Origin of the sequence: Streptomyces sp. NPDC046759 (assembly GCF_040645475.1) — a bacterium.
Classification (GTDB): Bacteria; Actinomycetota; Actinomycetes; order Streptomycetales; family Streptomycetaceae; genus Streptomyces.
In genome coordinates this window covers 20538-37133 of record NZ_JBEYYJ010000033.1, presented here as the reverse complement: position 1 = coordinate 37133, position 16596 = coordinate 20538, and the positions used below count along the sequence as shown (strand labels likewise).

General features: G+C 72.3%; 18 protein-coding genes. 6 read left to right on the top strand and 12 right to left on the bottom strand.

Features of this window, described 5'->3' with window-relative positions; genetic code table 11:
* Positions 1 to 44: 44 nt before the first annotated feature.
* From ABZ919_RS33870 to ABZ919_RS33860, 3 genes are all read right to left on the bottom strand, one after another.
* Positions 45 to 1259 (bottom strand): acyl-CoA dehydrogenase family protein, encoded by a 1215-nt coding sequence (locus tag ABZ919_RS33870; protein ID WP_361255526.1) that lies wholly within the window; start codon positions 1257 to 1259, stop codon positions 45 to 47.
* Between the two features lie 5 nt (positions 1260 to 1264).
* Positions 1265 to 2287 (bottom strand): phosphotransferase family protein, encoded by a 1023-nt coding sequence (locus ABZ919_RS33865; protein ID WP_361255523.1) that lies wholly within the window; start codon positions 2285 to 2287, stop codon positions 1265 to 1267.
* Positions 2288 to 2477: 190 nt separating this feature from the next.
* Positions 2478 to 2777 (bottom strand): hypothetical protein, encoded by a 300-nt coding sequence (locus ABZ919_RS33860; RefSeq protein WP_361255520.1) that lies wholly within the window; start codon positions 2775 to 2777, stop codon positions 2478 to 2480.
* A gap of 122 nt (positions 2778 to 2899) precedes the next feature.
* Here ABZ919_RS33860 and ABZ919_RS33855 point away from each other — a divergent pair, with 122 nt between their 5' ends.
* The gene (locus tag ABZ919_RS33855) at positions 2900 to 3856 is read left to right on the top strand and encodes an NADP-dependent oxidoreductase (RefSeq protein WP_361255517.1); all 957 of its coding nucleotides are present in this window, start codon (positions 2900 to 2902) and stop codon (positions 3854 to 3856) included.
* Between the two features lie 33 nt (positions 3857 to 3889).
* Here the strand turns inward: ABZ919_RS33855 and ABZ919_RS33850 are convergent, their stop codons facing one another.
* Together ABZ919_RS33850 and ABZ919_RS33845 are read right to left on the bottom strand one after the other, a co-directional pair.
* Complete coding sequence (locus ABZ919_RS33850) at positions 3890 to 4405, bottom strand: NUDIX domain-containing protein (RefSeq protein WP_361255514.1); 516 nt, start codon at positions 4403 to 4405, stop codon at positions 3890 to 3892.
* A gap of 24 nt (positions 4406 to 4429) precedes the next feature.
* Positions 4430 to 5326, bottom strand: coding sequence for a DMT family transporter (locus tag ABZ919_RS33845; RefSeq protein ID WP_361255512.1), 897 nt, complete (start codon positions 5324 to 5326; stop codon positions 4430 to 4432).
* A 330-nt stretch (positions 5327 to 5656) separates the two neighbouring features.
* Between ABZ919_RS33845 and ABZ919_RS33840 the strand changes: the two genes are divergently transcribed.
* Genes ABZ919_RS33840 through ABZ919_RS33830 form a run of 3 tightly spaced genes read left to right on the top strand, consistent with a single transcriptional unit; the run spans position 5657 to position 8092 of the window.
* On the top strand, positions 5657 to 6757 hold the full coding sequence (locus ABZ919_RS33840; protein WP_361255509.1) for a hypothetical protein: 1101 nt from the start codon (positions 5657 to 5659) through the stop codon (positions 6755 to 6757).
* Positions 6754 to 7482, top strand: coding sequence for a molybdopterin-dependent oxidoreductase (locus ABZ919_RS33835; protein ID WP_361255507.1), 729 nt, complete (start codon positions 6754 to 6756; stop codon positions 7480 to 7482). Before ABZ919_RS33840 ends, ABZ919_RS33835 begins: the two co-directional genes overlap by 4 nt.
* The gene (locus ABZ919_RS33830; protein ID WP_361255504.1) at positions 7466 to 8092 is read left to right on the top strand and encodes a cytochrome b/b6 domain-containing protein; all 627 of its coding nucleotides are present in this window, start codon (positions 7466 to 7468) and stop codon (positions 8090 to 8092) included. The genes ABZ919_RS33835 and ABZ919_RS33830 overlap by 17 nt, the downstream gene beginning before the upstream one ends.
* Here ABZ919_RS33830 and ABZ919_RS33825 read toward each other — a convergent pair.
* The 4 genes from ABZ919_RS33825 to ABZ919_RS33810 are packed head-to-tail and all read right to left on the bottom strand — an operon-like array spanning position 8089 to position 11862.
* Positions 8089 to 9114: an L-idonate 5-dehydrogenase gene (locus tag ABZ919_RS33825; protein WP_361255501.1), complete on the bottom strand. Its 1026-nt coding sequence runs from the start codon at positions 9112 to 9114 to the stop codon at positions 8089 to 8091. The two genes, ABZ919_RS33830 and ABZ919_RS33825, sit on opposite strands and share 4 nt — an antisense overlap.
* Positions 9115 to 9128: 14 nt before the next feature.
* Positions 9129 to 9890, bottom strand: a complete 762-nt coding sequence (locus ABZ919_RS33820) for an SDR family oxidoreductase (protein WP_361255498.1) — start codon at positions 9888 to 9890, stop codon at positions 9129 to 9131.
* 22 nt (positions 9891 to 9912) lie between these two features.
* Positions 9913 to 11310: a gluconate:H+ symporter gene (locus tag ABZ919_RS33815; protein ID WP_361255496.1), complete on the bottom strand. Its 1398-nt coding sequence runs from the start codon at positions 11308 to 11310 to the stop codon at positions 9913 to 9915.
* A gap of 36 nt (positions 11311 to 11346) precedes the next feature.
* The gene (locus ABZ919_RS33810; RefSeq protein WP_361255493.1) at positions 11347 to 11862 is read right to left on the bottom strand and encodes a gluconokinase; all 516 of its coding nucleotides are present in this window, start codon (positions 11860 to 11862) and stop codon (positions 11347 to 11349) included.
* A gap of 141 nt (positions 11863 to 12003) precedes the next feature.
* On the opposite strand from ABZ919_RS33810, the gene ABZ919_RS33805 reads away from it, so the two are divergent.
* Positions 12004 to 12705, top strand: a complete 702-nt coding sequence (locus ABZ919_RS33805; RefSeq protein ID WP_361255490.1) for a FadR/GntR family transcriptional regulator — start codon at positions 12004 to 12006, stop codon at positions 12703 to 12705.
* 5 nt (positions 12706 to 12710) lie between these two features.
* Here the strand turns inward: ABZ919_RS33805 and ABZ919_RS33800 are convergent, their stop codons facing one another.
* Positions 12711 to 13085 carry a YchJ family protein gene (locus ABZ919_RS33800; protein WP_361255487.1) on the bottom strand — a complete coding sequence of 125 codons (375 nt, stop codon included), beginning with the start codon at positions 13083 to 13085 and terminating at the stop codon, positions 12711 to 12713.
* Positions 13086 to 13172: 87 nt separating this feature from the next.
* On the opposite strand from ABZ919_RS33800, the gene ABZ919_RS33795 reads away from it, so the two are divergent.
* The gene (locus ABZ919_RS33795) at positions 13173 to 13484 is read left to right on the top strand and encodes a dsRBD fold-containing protein (protein ID WP_361255485.1); all 312 of its coding nucleotides are present in this window, start codon (positions 13173 to 13175) and stop codon (positions 13482 to 13484) included.
* A gap of 9 nt (positions 13485 to 13493) precedes the next feature.
* Here ABZ919_RS33795 and polX read toward each other — a convergent pair whose 3' ends face one another.
* Both polX and ABZ919_RS33785 read right to left on the bottom strand, forming a co-directional pair.
* The gene (gene polX, locus ABZ919_RS33790; protein ID WP_361255482.1) at positions 13494 to 15215 is read right to left on the bottom strand and encodes a DNA polymerase/3'-5' exonuclease PolX; all 1722 of its coding nucleotides are present in this window, start codon (positions 15213 to 15215) and stop codon (positions 13494 to 13496) included.
* A gap of 40 nt (positions 15216 to 15255) precedes the next feature.
* Complete coding sequence (locus tag ABZ919_RS33785; RefSeq protein WP_361255479.1) at positions 15256 to 16593, bottom strand: M1 family metallopeptidase; 1338 nt, start codon at positions 16591 to 16593, stop codon at positions 15256 to 15258.
* Between the last annotated feature and the right edge of the window lie 3 nt (positions 16594 to 16596).

The window sequence follows — 16596 nt, the reverse complement described above, 5'->3', positions numbered from 1 at the left end:
TGAGGGGCGGCCGCGCCGGCGGACCGCCCCTCACGCGCGCTCACTCACAGGTACTTCTTCAGCTCCCGCCGCGCCAGCGACCGCTGGTGCACCTCGTCCGGGCCGTCGGCCAGCATCAGGGTGCGGGCGCTCGCGTACAGCTCGGCCAGCGGGAAGTCCTGGCTCACCCCGCCCGCGCCGTGCAGCTGGATCGCCTTGTCGAGGATGCCGACCACCGCGCGCGGGGTGGCGATCTTGATCGCCTGGATCTCCGTGTGGGCGCCCTTGTTGCCGACGGTGTCCATCAGCCAGGCCGTCTTCAGGACCAGCAGCCGGAGCTGCTCGACGGTGACCCGGGCGTCGGCGATCCAGTTCTGGACCACTCCCTGCTGGGCCAGCGCCTTGCCGAACGCCGTCCGGGACACCGCCCGGCGGCACATCAGCTCGATCGCCCGTTCGGCCATGCCGATCAGCCGCATGCAGTGGTGGATCCGGCCGGGGCCGAGCCGGGCCTGGGCGATGGCGAAGCCGCCGCCCTCCTCGCCGACGAGGTTCGTCACCGGCACGCGCGCGTGGTCGAAGACGACCTCGGCGTGGCCGCCGTGGGAGTGGTCCTCGTAGCCGAAGACCTGCATCGCCCGCCTGACGGTGACCCCGGGGGTCTCGCGCGGGACGAGGATCATGGACTGCTGGCGGCGGATGTCGGCGCCGTCCGGGTCCGTCTTGCCCATGACGATGAAGATCTTGCAGTCCGGGTTCATCGCCCCGGAGATGTACCACTTGCGGCCCGTGACGACGTACTCGTCGCCGTCCCGCTCGATGTGCGTGGTGATGTTGGTGGCGTCGGAGGAGGCCACGTCGGGCTCGGTCATCGCGAACGCCGAGCGGATCTCCCCGGCCAGCAGCGGCTCCAGCCACTGCTTCTTCTGCCGCTCGTCGCCGAACTGCGCCAGCACCTCCATGTTCCCGGTGTCCGGCGCGGCACAGTTGGTCGCGGTGGGCGCGAGGTGCGGGGAGCGGCCGGTGATCTCGGCGAGCGGCGCGTACTGGAGGTTCGTCAGTCCCGCGCCGTACTCGGCGTCGGGCAGGAAGAGGTTCCACAGGCCCTGCCTGCGGGCCTCGGCCTTCAGCTCCTCGACCACGGCGGGGGTGTCCCAGGGGGAGGCGAGCGCGGCCCGCTGCTCCTCGGCGACCGCCTCGGCCGGGTAGACGTACTCGTCCATGAAGGCGAGCAGCTTGGCGCGCATCTCCTCGGTGCGCGCGTCGAACGCGAAGTCCATGACCGTCAGCCTTCCTGAAGAGTGGTCAGTCCGTGGTCGATGAAGACGGGCACGAGGTCGCCGATCCGGTCGAAGCCGTGCCCGACCGTCTGGCCGAGGGTGTACCGGTAGTGGATGCCCTCCAGGATCACGGCGAGCTTGAACCAGGCGAACGCCTCGTACCAGGAGACCGCCGACACGTCCCGCCCGGAGCGCGCCGCGTACCGCTCGATCAGCTCCCGCGGCAAGGGGTGGCCGGGGGCCTCGGCGGTGGTGGAGACCGGGGAGCCGGCCATGCCCAGCGGGCGGCTGTACATCACCAGTAGGCCCAGGTCGGTGAGCGGGTCGCCGAGGGTGGACATCTCCCAGTCGAGGATCGCCTTGATCTCGTCGTCGTCGCCGATCAGCACGTTGTCGAGGCGGTAGTCGCCGTGGACGACGGCGGGCGCGGGGGACCGCGGCAGCTCCCGGCCCAGGGCCGCGTGCAGTTCGTCGATGCCGGCCAGTTCGCGGTTGCGGGAGGCGTCCAGCTGCTTGCCCCAGCGGCGCAACTGCCGGTCCAGGAAGCCCTCGGGGCGGCCGAAGTCCCGCAGGCCCACCTCGGCGGCGTCCACCGCGTGCAGCTCGACCAGCGTGTCCACCAGGGACAACACGGCGTTCCGGGTGCGCTCGGGGCCCAGCGGGGCGAGCTGCTGGGCGGTGCGGTAGGGGGTGCCCTCGACGAACTCCATGACGTAGAACGGAGCCCCGAGCACCTCCTCGTCCTCGCACAGCAGCACGGGGCGCGGGACCGGCACCAGAGTCGGGTGCAGGGCGCTGATCACGCGGTGCTCGCGCTTCATGTCGTGCGCCGTGGCGAGGACGTGGCCGAGCGGGGGCCGTCGCACGACCCATTTCGAGGTGCCGTCGGAAAGCGCGTAGGTGAGGTTCGACCGTCCGCCCTCGATCAGCCGGCCGGTCAGGGGGCCGGTCACCAGACCGGGGTGCTCGCTGTCGAGCAGGGCACGCAGCCGGTCCAGGTCGAGTCCGGGCGGGTGGTCGGCGCTCATACATCACTCCTACGAACGGGTGAACAGGAACCCGACTCATGATGCCGACCGGTCGGTATGTAGTCCAGTGCGCGTACCGGACATCAGGCCGAACGTGACCGGAGCCACGATAGGCCGACGCCCCCCGGAGCGCTCGCCCCGGAGGGTCGTCGGACTCGGTCTCCGTGCGCGGACGGGTCGCGCGGCCGGCTCAGTGGTCGTCCCAGTGGTCCCCGTGCTCGGCGTGCCGGTGCCCGTCGTGCAGGTAGTCGACGTGGTCACCGTGCCGCACCTGGGCGTGCCCGCACTCGTCGTAGTGCACGTGCTCATGGCCCTCGTGGACGGTGTGACCGGCCGGTTCGCACTCGTCCCAGTGACCCCCGTGCTCGCGGTGCAGATGCCCGTCGTGCAGGTAGTCCAGGTGGTCGCCGTGCGGTACGGCGTCGTGCCCGCAGTCCGGGCCGTGGCGGTGCGTGCCGTGCTCGGTGTGTTCCTGGTGAAGGGCGGTCATGGTGCTCACCTTCGGGGGTACGGGGTGCGGCGACGGGCAGGGTACGTCCGAACCCCTGCGAATCCGGATGTGTCTGCCCAAACCACTTGCGTGGCGCCCGAGTACCCCCGAGGGTCGAGGACATGAAGGGCATCAGCTACCGCCGGTACGGCGGACCCGAGGTGCTGGAGTACGGCGAGCTGCGCGACCCGAAGGTCGGCCCCGACCAGGTGCTGGTCGAGGTCCGCGCCGCGGCCGTCAACCCGGTCGACTGGAAGTGCCGCGAGGGCCGTCTCGACGCGGTCCTGGACGCCGTCTTCCCGGTGATCCCCGGCTGGGACGTCAGCGGGGTGGTCGTCCGCCCCGGCGCCTCGGTCACGGAGTTCGAGGTGGGCGACGAGGTCATCGGGTACTGCCGTGAGGACTTCCTCTCCCGCGGCACCCTCGCCGAGTACGTCGCCGCTCCCGTGCGCACCCTGGCCCGCAAGCCGCGCAACCTGTCCTTCGAGGAGGCCGCCGGGCTGCCGCTCGCGGGGCTCACCGCCTACCAGGTCCTGCTCAAGGCGCTGGAGGTCGAGCGCGGGGAGACCGTGCTGGTGCACGCGGCGGCCGGCGGGGTCGGATCCTTCGCCGTCCAGATCGCCGTCCACCTCGGCGCCCGCGTCTTCGGTACGGCCGGCGAACGCAACCACGCCTACGTACGCGGCCTCGGCGGGGAGCCGGTGTCCTACGGCGCGGGCCTGGCCGAGCGGGTGCGCGGGCTGGCCCCGGACGGCGTCGACGCGGTCTTCGACACCGTCGGCGGCGACACGCTGAAGGCCTCGGCCGGCCTGCTCGCTCCGGAGGGGCGGCTGGCGTCGATCGCCGACCCGGAGGTGCTGAGCCACGGCGGCCGCTACTGCTTCGTCCGTCCGGACGCCGAGGACCTGGCCGCCCTGTCGGGGCTGGCCGAGCAGGGCGTCGTCACGGTGCACGTCCAGGACACGTTCCCGCTGGAGCGGGCGGCCGACGCGCACCGGCTGAGCCAGGAGGGCCGCACCCGCGGGAAGATCGTCGTCACGGTGGCGGACCGGCAGAGCGAGGCGGGCGAGGCGCGCTAGGCCCTTCGTCCGGGCTGCCGGACCGCCGGCGCCTCACCGGCCGCCGCGGAACGCCCTCAGCCGCTCGTACGCCGCCAGCCCGTCCGGCACCCACTCCCACTCCCCGAGCCGCCGCTCGACCTCCTCCTCGGCCAGGAAGTCGTACCACTGGACCTCCTCCACCTGCGGGCTCACCGGCAGCTCGCAGCGCACCTCGTACACCGCCGACCACCAGCTGTTCCCGGCCCTGTCGCCGTACAGGAACTTGAAGAGGTACGCCGGCCGGGGGAGCCCGGTCACGCCCAGTTCCTCCTCGGCCTCCCGCAGCGCGGCCCGGTCGTAGGACTCGCCCGCCGCGACGACCCCGCCGACGAACATGTCGTACAGCGCGGGGAAGACGAGCTTGGTGGCCGTGCGGCGGTGGACGAAGAGCCGGCCGGCCGCGTCCCGGGCCTGGACGAACACGCAGCGGTGGCGCAGTCCGCGGGCGTACGCCTCCCCCCGCGGGCTCTGGGCGATCACCTGGTCGTTCTCGTCGACGATGTCGAGGATTTCGTCGGCAGGGTTCATGCCCCCATCCAAGCAGGCTCCCTCTCAGCGCCGCTGCAGATCGCGGGCCGGGGGCTCCGCCTCCGCCGTGCCGCACGGCATCGCCGGGTGCAGCCCCAGCAGCACGATGCCCGCGACCACCGCGGCGAGCCCGGCCGCCTCCCAGGCCAGCGCCCCGGTGTCGGTGCGCAGCCGGTCGCCGAGGAAGCCGACGCCGCACAGGATGCCGGCGAGGGGTTCGGCGGCGGTCAGCGCGGGCAGTGACATGCGCAGCGGGGCCGTCTCGAAGGCGCTCTGCACCAGCAGCAGCCCGGTGGCCCCGCAGGCCAGCACGCCGTACGGCTGCCAGCCGGTGAACAGCTCGGCGAAGCCGCCCTCGGAGAAGCGGGTGCCACTCACCCGGGTCAGGGCGTCCTGGACGCCGTACAGCAGCCCGGCGGCGGTGGCCAGCAGCACCGGGCCCCAGCTCATCCGGGAGCGCTTGCCGTACGTCGTGAGCACCAGGGCGGCGCCCACCATCGCGCCGATGATCAGCCAGTGCCGCAGCGGATCGTCGATCGCGCTGCCGCCGCGTGGTTCGCCCGCCATGATGAACGTGCTCACCCCGCCGGCGAGCAGCAGCAGTCCGGCCCAGCCCTGGCGGCCGAGGGGCTGCTTGGTCTGGTGCCGGGAGAGGGCGAGGGCGAACAGCAGGTTGGTGGCGAGCAGCGGTTCGACCAGGGAGATGTCGCCCTTGCCCAGGGCGAGGGCCCCCAGCACCATGCCGGCCACCATCAGGCCGAGGCCCCCCAGCCAGCGGGGCATCCGGATCAGGTCGAGCAGCAGCCGGAAGGACAGGAAGTCGCTCAGCGGTGCCTTCTGCGCGGCGTTCTGCTGGAGCACGAACCCGAAGCCCAGACAGCAGGCGGCACTCACGGCGAGAAGGAGAACCAGAACGGACACGCTGCGTACCTCGATCATCCGGCCGGACCACGGGTGCGTAGTGGCCGACTGTAGCGCCCTCGGGACGGCATCGGCCCGAAGGTACCCGGAACAGGGCGGTCGATGCGCCATGCTCCGGGGCCCGGCGTCCCGACGCCATGGCGTACGCCACAGCCGACCACCGAGTACCCCCTCCGGCACGACGTCCCACCCGCGTGGAGTTTTCCAAGTTCCCTTTGTGTCACGGTAGTTGAACCCAGCAACACCTGGTTCCGCTTGACGCAAACCTTGGCTGGGGGTTTGCTGTGAGTGATCGGCCGATGGCAGCCCGAACAAACAGGAAGCCCCGCGGTGCCCCCTCTCCCACCCCTGCTCGGTGCGCGCCGGGCCCCCAAGGACCGGTCCGGCGACACCGCCCCGGACGGCACCGACGACTCCCACGCCTTCGACGACGCCTTCGACGACGGCGAACTGCACACCGCACGCGCCGCCTTGGCGCAGGGCCGGCGGCAGGCAGCCCGCTCCCTGCTGCGGCACACCGGCGACGACTGGGACCGCCGCGGCCACCGCCTCACCGTGCTCGCCCGGGAACCGTACGCAGTGGCCCGGGCCCGCGACTGGCTGCACGCCGAGCCGGGCTCCGCCGACGCCACCGTGCTGTACGCCCTCGCCCAGGTCCAGCGGGCCCTGCGCGGCAAGGAGAACCCCGACCTGGCGCGCGAGGCCTGCGCCACCGCCGCCGCGCACGCCCCCGCCGACCCCACCCCCTGGCTCGGGCTGCTCCGGCTCGCCCGCGCCCTCGGCCCGGAGCGCGAGGTGCTCGGCGCCTTCGCCGAGCTGCGCCGCCGTCACCCCGAGCACCATCACGGCCACCACCTGCTGCTCGCCCGCCTCGCCGAACGGCCCGCAGCCGGCCGGACGGCCGAGGACCACGAGGTGTACGACATCGCCGAGCTGGCCGCCGCCGAGGCCCCGGCCGACTCCCCGCTCGCCGTCCTGCCGGTCGTCGCCTACGCCGAGCGGTACCGGGTGCGCGCCGCCACCGGTCCGGCACCGGCCGGCCCCGTGGCCTGCGGGCACTGGTCAGGCCCCAGGGCCCGGCGGATCCTCGGCGCCTGTTTCGACTGGTGGCTGGAGTGGGAGCAGGACGAACACCCCCGCCGCCACATCGACCTCAACCACCTCGCCTTCGCCCTGTCCTGCGCCGGCCGCCCGGCCGAGGCGGCGGCCCTGTTCCGGCGCATCGGCCGGCACGCCACCCGGGCGCCCTGGTCCTACGCGCACCGCGACCCGCGGGCCGCCTTCCACGCGGCGCGCACCCACGCGCTGAACGGCACGCCCTGCTGCGACGTACTGCTCTGCGGGACGCACGTAAGAAGTGATTACGGAACCCTGACCAGTGACCGGATTCCCTGGCCCCCCGGGGCCCCGAGTGCTCGAATGAATGCGTGAACTCTGAACGATCGGAGGAACAGGACGGCAGGCCCATCGGCCGCCGTGTCTTCCTCGGCACCCTCGGTCTGGGCGCGCTCGGCGTCGCCGCCGCGCCGGTGCTGCAACGCGGCCTGGAGGGCTTCCTCGGCGCCGTCGCCGGCAAGGACCCCACGGGCCTGACCGGGCTGCTGCCCAACGGGGGCGGCTTCCGCTACTACTCCGTCGCCGCGTCGGTGCCGCACAAGGACGCGGCGAACTACCAGCTGAAGATCGACGGCCTGGTCGACCGCCCGCGCACCTACGGCCTCGCCGACCTGCGTGCACTGCCGCAGACCCGGCTGGTCAAGGACGTCCAGTGCGTCACCGGCTGGCGGGTCCCCGGCACCCCCTTCGAGGGCGTGCGCCTCGCCCACCTGCTGGACGCCGCCGGGGTCCGTCCCACCGCGAAGGCGATCCGCTTCACCTGCTTCGACGGCACGTACACCGAGAGCCTCACCCTCGCCCAGGCCCGCCGACCCGACGTCCTGGTCGCCCTGCGCATGCAGGACAAGGACATCTCGCACGACCACGGCGGCCCGGTCCGCCTCTATGTCGCCCCGATGTACTTCTACAAGTCGGCCAAGTGGCTCTCCGGGATCACGGTCACCGACCGGGTCGAGCCCGGCTACTGGGAGCACCTCGGCTACGACGTCGACGCCTGGGTCGGCCGCTCGAACGGACGGACCGATGACCCTACGAACTGAGACCCCGGCCCCGCCGAGCGCCCGTGTCCGCCGCTTCGGCCGGGCCGAACGCTGGGTGCACCGCACCACGGCCGCCCTGATGGGCGTCTGCGTGGCCACGGCGGCCGTCCTGTACATCCCCCAGCTGGCGGTCCTGGTCGGCCGCCGCGAACTGGTCGTCCGCGTCCACGAATGCGCCGGTCTCGCGCTGCCCCTCCCGGTCCTGCTGGGCCTGGCCTCCCGCGCCTTCCGTGCCGACCTGCGCTTCCTCAACCGCTTCGGCCCGCACGACAAGGTCTGGCTGCGCGCCGCCCTGATCCGTGACAAGCGCCGCGGCTCACGCCCTGCCGGCAAGTTCAACGCCGGCCAGAAGGTGTACGCCGCCTGGATCGCCGGCGCCACCCTGGTCATGCTCGGCACCGGTCTGCTGATGTGGTTCACCCACCTCGCCCCCGTGATGTGGCGCACCTCGGCGACCTTCGTCCACGACTGGCTCGCCCTGACCATCGGCGTGGTCCTGGCCGGTCACATCGGCATGGCCCTGGGGGACCCGGAGGCGAGACGGGGCCTGCGGACGGGGACGGTGAGCAGGCAGTGGGCGGAGCGGGAACACCCCTTGTGGCGCCCCTAGTCCCCGAACTCCAGCAACACCTTGCAGGACCGCGTCCGATCGGCGGCCAGCGCGAAGGCGTCCGCGGCCTCCCCCACCGGAACCACCGCGCTGACCAGGCCGTCGAACTCCCCCCGGGCGGCCAGCAGTTCCAGGGCGTCGTCGAACTCGGCGCTGAAGCGGAACGCGCCCCGCAGCTCGATCTCCCGGCTCACCAGAAGGTTCCCGGCGAACGGACTCCGCCCCGGCGGCAGCATCCCGAGCTGTACGACCACACCCCCGCGCCGCACCCGCCGCAGACAGGTGTCCAGCCCGGCCGCGACCCCGGACGCCTCGACGGCCACGTCCACCTCGTCCGGCCATCCGGCATCGGCGGGGTCGTCGGCCCGTACGAGCGCGTCGGCCCCGGCCACGGCCGCGTACCGGAGCGCCTCCGGCACCGGGTCGGCCGCCGTCACCCGGGTCGCGCCGGCCGCCTTCGCCGCCGCGACCACCAGGCACCCGATCGGCCCCGCCCCGGTGACGAGCACATGCCCGCCGGACACGGCACCGGCCCGCCGCACCGCGTGCAGCGCCACCGACAGCGGCTCGGCGAGGGCGGCCCGTCGCAGCCCGAGTCCTTCTGGCAGCGCCCGCACCTGGCCGGCCGGTACGGCGATCCGGCCGGCGAAGGCGCCCTGGACATGCGGAAAGCGGGCCGCGCTGCCCAGATACCGGGTGTCCCGGCAGACGTTGGGCCGTCCGTCGGAGCACTCCGGGCAGTGCCCGCACGGGGTGGCGGGATGCACGGCGACCGCCGTACCCGGCGCGGGACCCGTGGCCCCGGAGCCGTAGGACACCACCGTGCCCACCACCTCGTGGCCGAGCACCATCGGCTCCCGGAGCCGGAAGTCCCCGACCCCGCCGTGCCGCCAGTAGTGCAGATCGGAGCCGCACACCCCGCCGTGGCGGACGGCCACCAGCGCCTCCCCTGGGCCGGGTTCGGGCTCCGGCAGCTCCGCCACCCGCAGATCGCCGGCTCCGTGGATCACACATCCCAGCATCGCCGCGGCCCCTTTCACAGGACGCTCGTCATACCGCCGTCGACGTACAGCATCTGGCCGTTGACGAAGTCCGAGGCCGGCGAGGCGAGGTAGAGCAGGCCGCCCACCAGGTCCTCGGTACGGCCCCAGCGCCCGGCCGGGGTGCGCCGGCGGACCCAGGAGCTGAACTCCTCGTCCTGGACCAGCGGGCGGGTCAGCTCGGTCTCGATGTAGCCGGGGCCGAGCCCGTTGACCTGCACGCCGTGCGGCCCCCAGTCCGCGCACATGCCCTTGGTGAGCATCTTCAGCGCGCCCTTGGTCGCCGCGTACGGCGCGATGCCCGGCCGTACGACCTCGCTCTGCAGCGAGCAGATGTTGATGATCTTTCCGTGACCGCGCTCCGTCATCCGCCGGGCGGCCTCCCGCCCGACGAGGAACGCGCCGGTGAGGTTGGTGTCCAGGATCCGCTGCCAGTCGCGGTCCGCGAACTCCAGCAGCGGGGCGCGCAGTTGCATGCCCGCGTTGTTGACGAGGATGTCGAGCGGGCCCACCCGCTCCTCGACGTCCGCGATCCCGGTGGCAACCGCGGCGCCGTCGGTCACGTCGAACACCGCCGTGTGCGGGGCACCGGGCAGTTCCGCCGCGGCCTCGGCCAGCCGGCCGGCGTCGCGCCCGTTGAGGACCACCGTGCAGCCGGCCTCGGCCAGGCCCCGGGCCAGCGCGAGGCCTATGCCCCGGCCGGAGCCGGTGACCAGGGCCGTGCGGCCGCCGATGTCGAAGAGGGGGTGGGCCGTCATCGTCGTAGCGCTCCTCGGTCCGCTAGATCACCAGGGACAGCAGCAGGACCAGACCGCCCCCGACCACCGAGAGGATCGTCTCCATGATCGACCAGGTCTTGGTGGTCTGCCCGACCGTCAGCCCGAAGTACTCCTTCACCAGCCAGAAGCCGGCGTCGTTGACGAAGCTGAAGAAGAGCGAGCCGGAGCCGATCGCGAGCACCAGGAGGGCGGTGTGGGTGGTGGACATGCCGGCCGCGAGGGGTGCGACCAGGCCGGCCGCCGAGACCGTCGCCACCGTCGCCGAACCGGTCGCCAGCCGGATCACCACCGCGATCAGCCAGGCCAGCAGCAGCGCCGGGATGGACCAGTGCCTGGAGATGTCCAGGATCATCTGGCCGACACCGCAGTCGATCAGCGTCTGCTTGAAACCGCCGCCGGCGCCGACGATCAGCAGGATCCCGGCGATGGGCATCAGGCCCTTGTCGACGGTCTGCTGGAGGCGTTCCTTGCTGAACCCGGCGGGCCGTCCCAGCGTGAAGAAGCCGACGATCACGGCGGCGAGCAGGGCGATCAGCGGGGATCCGATGATGTCGAAGACGCGCTGGGTCGGGTTCGCGGGGTCGTCGACGACGATGTCCACCAGCGCCCTGGCCAGCATCAGCACCACGGGCAGCAACATGGTGGCGAGCGTCGCACCGAAGCCCGGACGGCGCTGAAGCTCCTCCGAGGGACGCTGCGGCAGCATCCGGTCGGGCGCCGGGACGTCCACCCAGCGGCTCGCGACCTTCGAGAACAGCGGACCGCCGATGATCACGGTCGGTATGGCGACGAGGAGGCCCAGCGCCAGCGTCACGCCCAGGTTGGCGTGCAGCGCGTCGATCGCGACCAGCGGGCCGGGGTGCGGCGGGATCAGGCCGTGCATCACGGACAGGCCGGCCAGCGCCGGGATGCCGATGCGCATCAGGGAGTAGTTGCCGCGCTTGGCGACCATGAGCACGACCGGGATCAGCAGCACGATGCCGACCTCGAAGAACAGCGGCAGGCCGATCACGGAGGCGATGAGCACCATCGCCCAGGGCATGGCACGGCCGCCCGCCCTGGCGAGGATCGTGTCGACGATCTGGTCGGCGCCCCCGGAGTCGGCGAGGAGCTTGCCCAGGATCGCCCCGAGCGCGATCAGGACGCCCACGCCGGCCACCGTGGAGCCGAGGCCGGTGGTGAAGCTGGTGATGGCCTTGTCGAGCGGCGCTCCGGCGACCGCCCCGAGCGCCAGTGACCCGATGGTCAGCGCCAGGAAGGCATGGAGCTTGAACTTGGTGATGAGCAGGACGATCACGGCCATGCCCACCAGGACGGCGATGCCCAGCTGGGCGTGTCCGGCGGAGGTGATCGGCGGAGGTGCGTCCGCTGCCAGCATCTCGACGCTGAGTCTGGTCACGGGGGTTCCCTTGCGGTTACGGGGGACGGGGGAGTGCTACTTGGTGTCGGGAAGTGCCGCGAGCGCCCGCACGGCGCGATCGGTGATCTCCTGGGGGCTGCCGACGACGTCAACGCCGACCCCCGCCTCGTCCGGCTCCAGAGGCTGCAGCGCGGCGAACTGGGAGTCCAGCAGCGCGGTCGGCATGAAGTGCCCCTGCCGCTGCCCCATCCGGTCCTCGATCAGCTTCCGGTCGCCGGTGAGGTGCACGAACACGACACCGGGCGCGGCGGCCCTGAGCCGGTCGCGGTAGGCCCGCTTCAGCGCCGAGCTGCTGACCACCCCGCCCAGTCCGGCCCGCTGGTGCGCCCAGTGACCGATGGCATCCAGCCAGGGCCACCTGTCCGCGTCCTCGAGCGGGATCCCGGCCGACATCTTGTCGATGTTGGCCTGCGGGTGGAAGTCGTCGCCCTCGGCGTACGGGACGCCCAGCCGCGCGGCGAGCAGGGGACCGATCGTGGTCTTGCCCGTCCCCGCGACGCCCATCACGACGACGACCTGGGGGGTTCGCATGAACTGCCTCGCTGTCTTCCTCGACATCCGACGCCACATCGGCGTCGCCACACTGAAACCCATTAGGTACGACGAATTCAAGACTGTGTGATGTATAAGTCTGACTTTTTCTGTCGGTGATCCACGCCGTACGCTGAGTGCATGAGCACACCGGGCAGGGGGCTGCACGGTCATGTACTGGACACCCTCGGCCCCGCGATCACAGCGGGTGAGTACCCTCCGGGCAGCGTGCTGCGCACGGACGAGCTCGCCCAGCACTTCGAGGTGTCGCGCTCGGTGATGCGCGAGGCGGTCCGTGTACTGGAGTCCATGCACCTGGTCGAGTCCCGACGCCGGGTGGGCGTGACCGTCCGCCCCAAGGCCGAGTGGAACGTGTACGACCCGCAGGTGATCCGCTGGCGCCTCGCGGGCGCCGACCGACCGCACCAGCTGCGTTCGCTGACCGTGCTGCGCTCGGCGGTCGAACCCGTCGCGGCCGGCCTCGCCGCCAAGCACGCCACCGCCGAGCAGTGCGCCGCGCTCACCGAGTGCGCGCTCGGTATGGTCGCCACCTCACGCGGCCACAGGCTGCACGAGTACCTGGTGCACGACGTCGCCTTCCACCGGGTGATCCTCAACTCGTCGGGCAACGAGATGTTCGCCCGGCTCGGCGACGTCGTCGCGGAAGTCCTGGCGGGCCGCACCCACCACGAGGTCATGTTCGAGGACCCCGACCCCGCGGCCGTCACCCTCCACGTGCAGGTGGCCGAGGCGGTGCGCGCGGGCGACGCGGCCCGGGCCGAGCAGCTGACCCGGGAGATCACCATGGGCGCCCTGCAGGAACTGGACATCCTCGCGCCCTAGTCCGGTCAGTCCAGGAAGTCCCCGTCCACGTACACCCAGGCGCCGTCCACCCGCTCGAACCGGCTCCGCTCGTGCAGCGAACCGCCCCGGTAGGAGGCCCGGAACGTCACCGTGCCCGTGGAGTGGAAGGCGGACCCGTCGGCGGTGTCCAGGATCTCCAGGCCCGTCCACTTCATCCGCGGATCCAGCTCCAGCCGTTCGGGGCGGGTCCGCGGATGCCAGGTGCGCAGCAGATATCCCGCGTTCCCCGTCACGAACGCGCTGTACCGGGACCGCATGAGCAGCTCGGCGGTCGGCGCGGCGGCCGGTCCCGCGTGGAAACGGCCACAGCAGGCGTCGTAGGGCCCAGGGAGTCCACAGGGGCAGGTGCGCGAGGTCATGGGGCACATTCTGCCCGCACCCGGAGGAGGCGTCCGGGCCTGGCGGGGTGCACAGTGGAAGGGCGATGCAGTCCTGGGAGGCGGACCATGACCCGACCCGTGACCAGCCGTCCTCCGGCCGTCAAGGAATGGCGGCTGAACCTGTACCTCTCCGAGCACGACCCGGACACCACCGCCCGGATCGTCCTGGACACCGGCGACAACGTCCTGGAGAGCCATGCGGAGGCCCGCCGGAGCCCGTACGACGCGGACGTACCCGACATCGGCGACGAACTCGCGGCCGGGCGCGCCCTGATCGCCATGGGCAGGCTGCTCCTGCGCGCCGCCGACGGCGACATGAAGGCGGTGGGGGCCGCCGAGACAGAGGACCTGTCGCCCCTGTGGCTGGACCGGGAATGACGCCGCCGCTCACCTCCCCTTCCGCAGGAAGCGGCGCAGCCTCGTCAGCGGCCAGGTGTTGATCACGTCGTCGCCGGTGAGCCAGCCGCGCTGCGCGGTGCCCACGCCGTAGCGCAGCTGCGCCAGGTGCGGAACGGAGTGGGCGTCGGTGTTCACGGCGAACCTCACACCGTGCTCCCGGGCGCGCAGGATGTCCTCGTCGCACAGGTCGAGACGGTCCGGCTGGGCGTTGACCTCCAGTGCGGTGCCGGTGTGCGCGCACACCGCGAACACCTCGTCCCAGTCGGCGTCGACGCCCGGCCGCCTGCCGATCAGCCGGGTCGTCGGATGCCCGATGATGTTGACGTACGGGTTCTCGCAGGCCCGCACCAGCCGCCGGGTCATCGCCTTTCGCCCCAGGTCGAAGTGCGAGTGCAGCGAGGCCACGCACAGGTCGAAGCCGGCCAGGAACTCCTGGGGCCAGTCGACCGCGCCGTCCGGGTCGATGTTGAGCTCCGTGCCGTGCAGCAGCCGCATCCGGTGGTGGGCGCCGTCCAGCTCGCGGAGGCGTTCCCGCTGCGCGAGGATCTTCTCGTCGGTCATGCGCTGCATGTACAGGTGGGGCGCGTGGTCGGTGACCGCGTAGTACGCGTAGCCCCGCTCGGCGGCGGCCGCCACCATCTGCTCCAGCGGAGCCAGGCCGTCCGTGAGGTCGGTGTGGGTGTGCAGGTCACCGCGGATGTCCCGCACGGTCACCACGTCGGGCAGCTCGCCACGCAGCGCCGCCTCGATCTCCCCGCGGTCCTCCCGCAGCGTCGGCGCGATCCACGGCAGCCCGAGCCGGGCGTACACCTCGTCCTCGGTGCGGGAGGCCAGCGAGTCGCCGCTCTCGGCGTCGAACAGGCCGTACTCGGAAAGCTTCAGCCCCTGGTGCACGGCGATGGTGCGGGTGCGGATGTTGTGCGCCTTGGAACCGGTGAAGTACTGCATCCCGGCGCCCCACGACTCCGGCGGCAGCACGCGCAGATCCACCTGGAGGCCCCTGGCGGTGCGCACCGACGTCTTCTTCGAGCCCCGCGCGACGACCTCGGCGGTGGCCGGCAGGTCGCACAGCGCCGCCATGAACGGCTCCGACCGCTTCGCCGCCACCAGGACGTCCAGATCCCCGACGGTCTCCCGCATCCGGCGCAGCGAGCCGGCGTAGGCGCAGCGTGTGCACCCGGTCACCGCGGACAGCTCGGCGACGATCTCCTCGGCGGTGTCCAGGGCCAGCGACAGCGGCACCCGGGCGCCCGCCCGCTGGAGCAGTTCGATGCCGTGCCGGATGTTGTCCTGGGTCTTCTCCCCGAAGCCCTTCAGATCGGCCAGCGCGTCCGCCTCGATCGCCGCGGCCAGCTCGTTCACCGACGAGATGTGCAGGTCCTCGTAGAGCCGCAGCGCCTTCTTCGGGCCCAGGGTCGGGATCGTGATCAGCTCCCGGACGCCGGCGGGGATCTTCGCCCGGCGCTCCTCGACGACCGCCATCTTCCCGGTGCGCAGGTACTCGGCCACCTTGTCCGCGATCGAGCGGCCCACGTTCGGGATCTCCTTCAGCCCGTCCTCGTCCAGCCTGGAGATGTCGGCCGGGTAGCCGCCGATGGCACGCGCCGCCTTCTCGTAGGCGCGCGCCTTGAAGGCGTCGCCTCCCGTGATCGCGATGAGGTCCGCGTACTCCCGCAGGAGCGCCTCGACCTCGTCATTGGGCCGGGCCACCCCTCAAGTCTAGAAACACGCCGCGGGCCGCGGAAAACCTCTACGGAACGTCCCGGAGCACCGGCAGCGCCGGCAGCTGCGGCCCGTACAGCCACGCCTCGAGCAGCCCGTCCAGCGGCTCGTCCGCGAACCGGGCCACATGCCCGGCGAACGCCGCCGTCGTCACCGAACCGTTGCGGTGCAGCCGCACCCAGCCGCGCAGCATGCGGAAGAACGCCTCGTCGCCCAGCGCGCAGCGCACCGCGTGCAGCGCGAGGCCGCCCCGCTCGTAGAGCCGGTCGTCGAACATCGCCTTGCGGCCCGGGTCGGCGATCCGCAGGTCCTGAGGGAGCGCGGACAGCAACCGGTGGGCGGCCCCGGCCAGTTGCTGGGCGGTACGGCCGCCGGAGCGTTCCGACCACAGCCACTCCGCGTACTTGGCGAAGCCCTCGTTCAGCCAGATGTGTCGCCAGTCGGCGATGGACACGCAGTTGCCGAACCACTGGTGGGCCAGCTCGTGCGCCACCAGCCGCTCCCAGCCGCGGGCACCGTCCACGTGGTTGGAGCCGAACAGCGACAACCCCTGTGCCTCCACCGGCACATCGAGCTCCTCCTCGGTCACCGCGACCGCGTAGCTGTCGAACGGGTACGGGCCGAAGAGCTCCTGGAACAGCTCCATCATCGCCGGCTGCCGCGCGAAGTCCCGCGAGAACTTCGACAGCAGCTGCGCCGGGATGTGACCGTGCTGCGGCACCCCGCCCGGTCCGGGATCGCCCAGCAGCACCGTCTGGAACGTGCCGATCGCCAGGCCGACGAGGTAGCTGGACGTGGGCGCGGACTGCTCGTACACCCAGGTCGTCGTCGAGGCCTTCGTCGTACGGGTCAGCAGGCGCCCGCCCGAGACCACCGTGTACGCCGACGGCGTGGTCACCGAGATCAGGTAGGACGCCTTGTCCGCGGGCCGGTCGTTGCACGGGTACCAGGACGGCGCCCCGACCGGCTGGCTCGCCACCAGTGCCCCGTCCGCCAGTTCCTCCCAGCCGAGCCCGCCCCAGGGGCTGTTCACCGGCCTGGGGTTGCCCGACCAGTGGACCTCGACGGTGAAGGCGGCCCCGGCCCGGACCGGCTTGGCCGGGCGGATCCGCAGCCGCCCGCCACGGTGCGTGTAGTGCGGCTGCCTGCCGTCCACCCGCACCCGGCCGATCCTGAAGTCGGCCAGGTTGAGCTGGAATTCGGTGAGCGGAGCCGGGCCGGCGATGGCGTTGATCCGGGCACTGCCGGCCAGCCGGTTGGGGCCCGGGCGGTAGTCCAGCGCGAGTTCGTAGCGGTGCACCCGGTAGCGGGCGTCACCGTTGTCCGGGAAGTACGGGTCCGGGCCGGCCGACTGCTGAACTGCCACTGC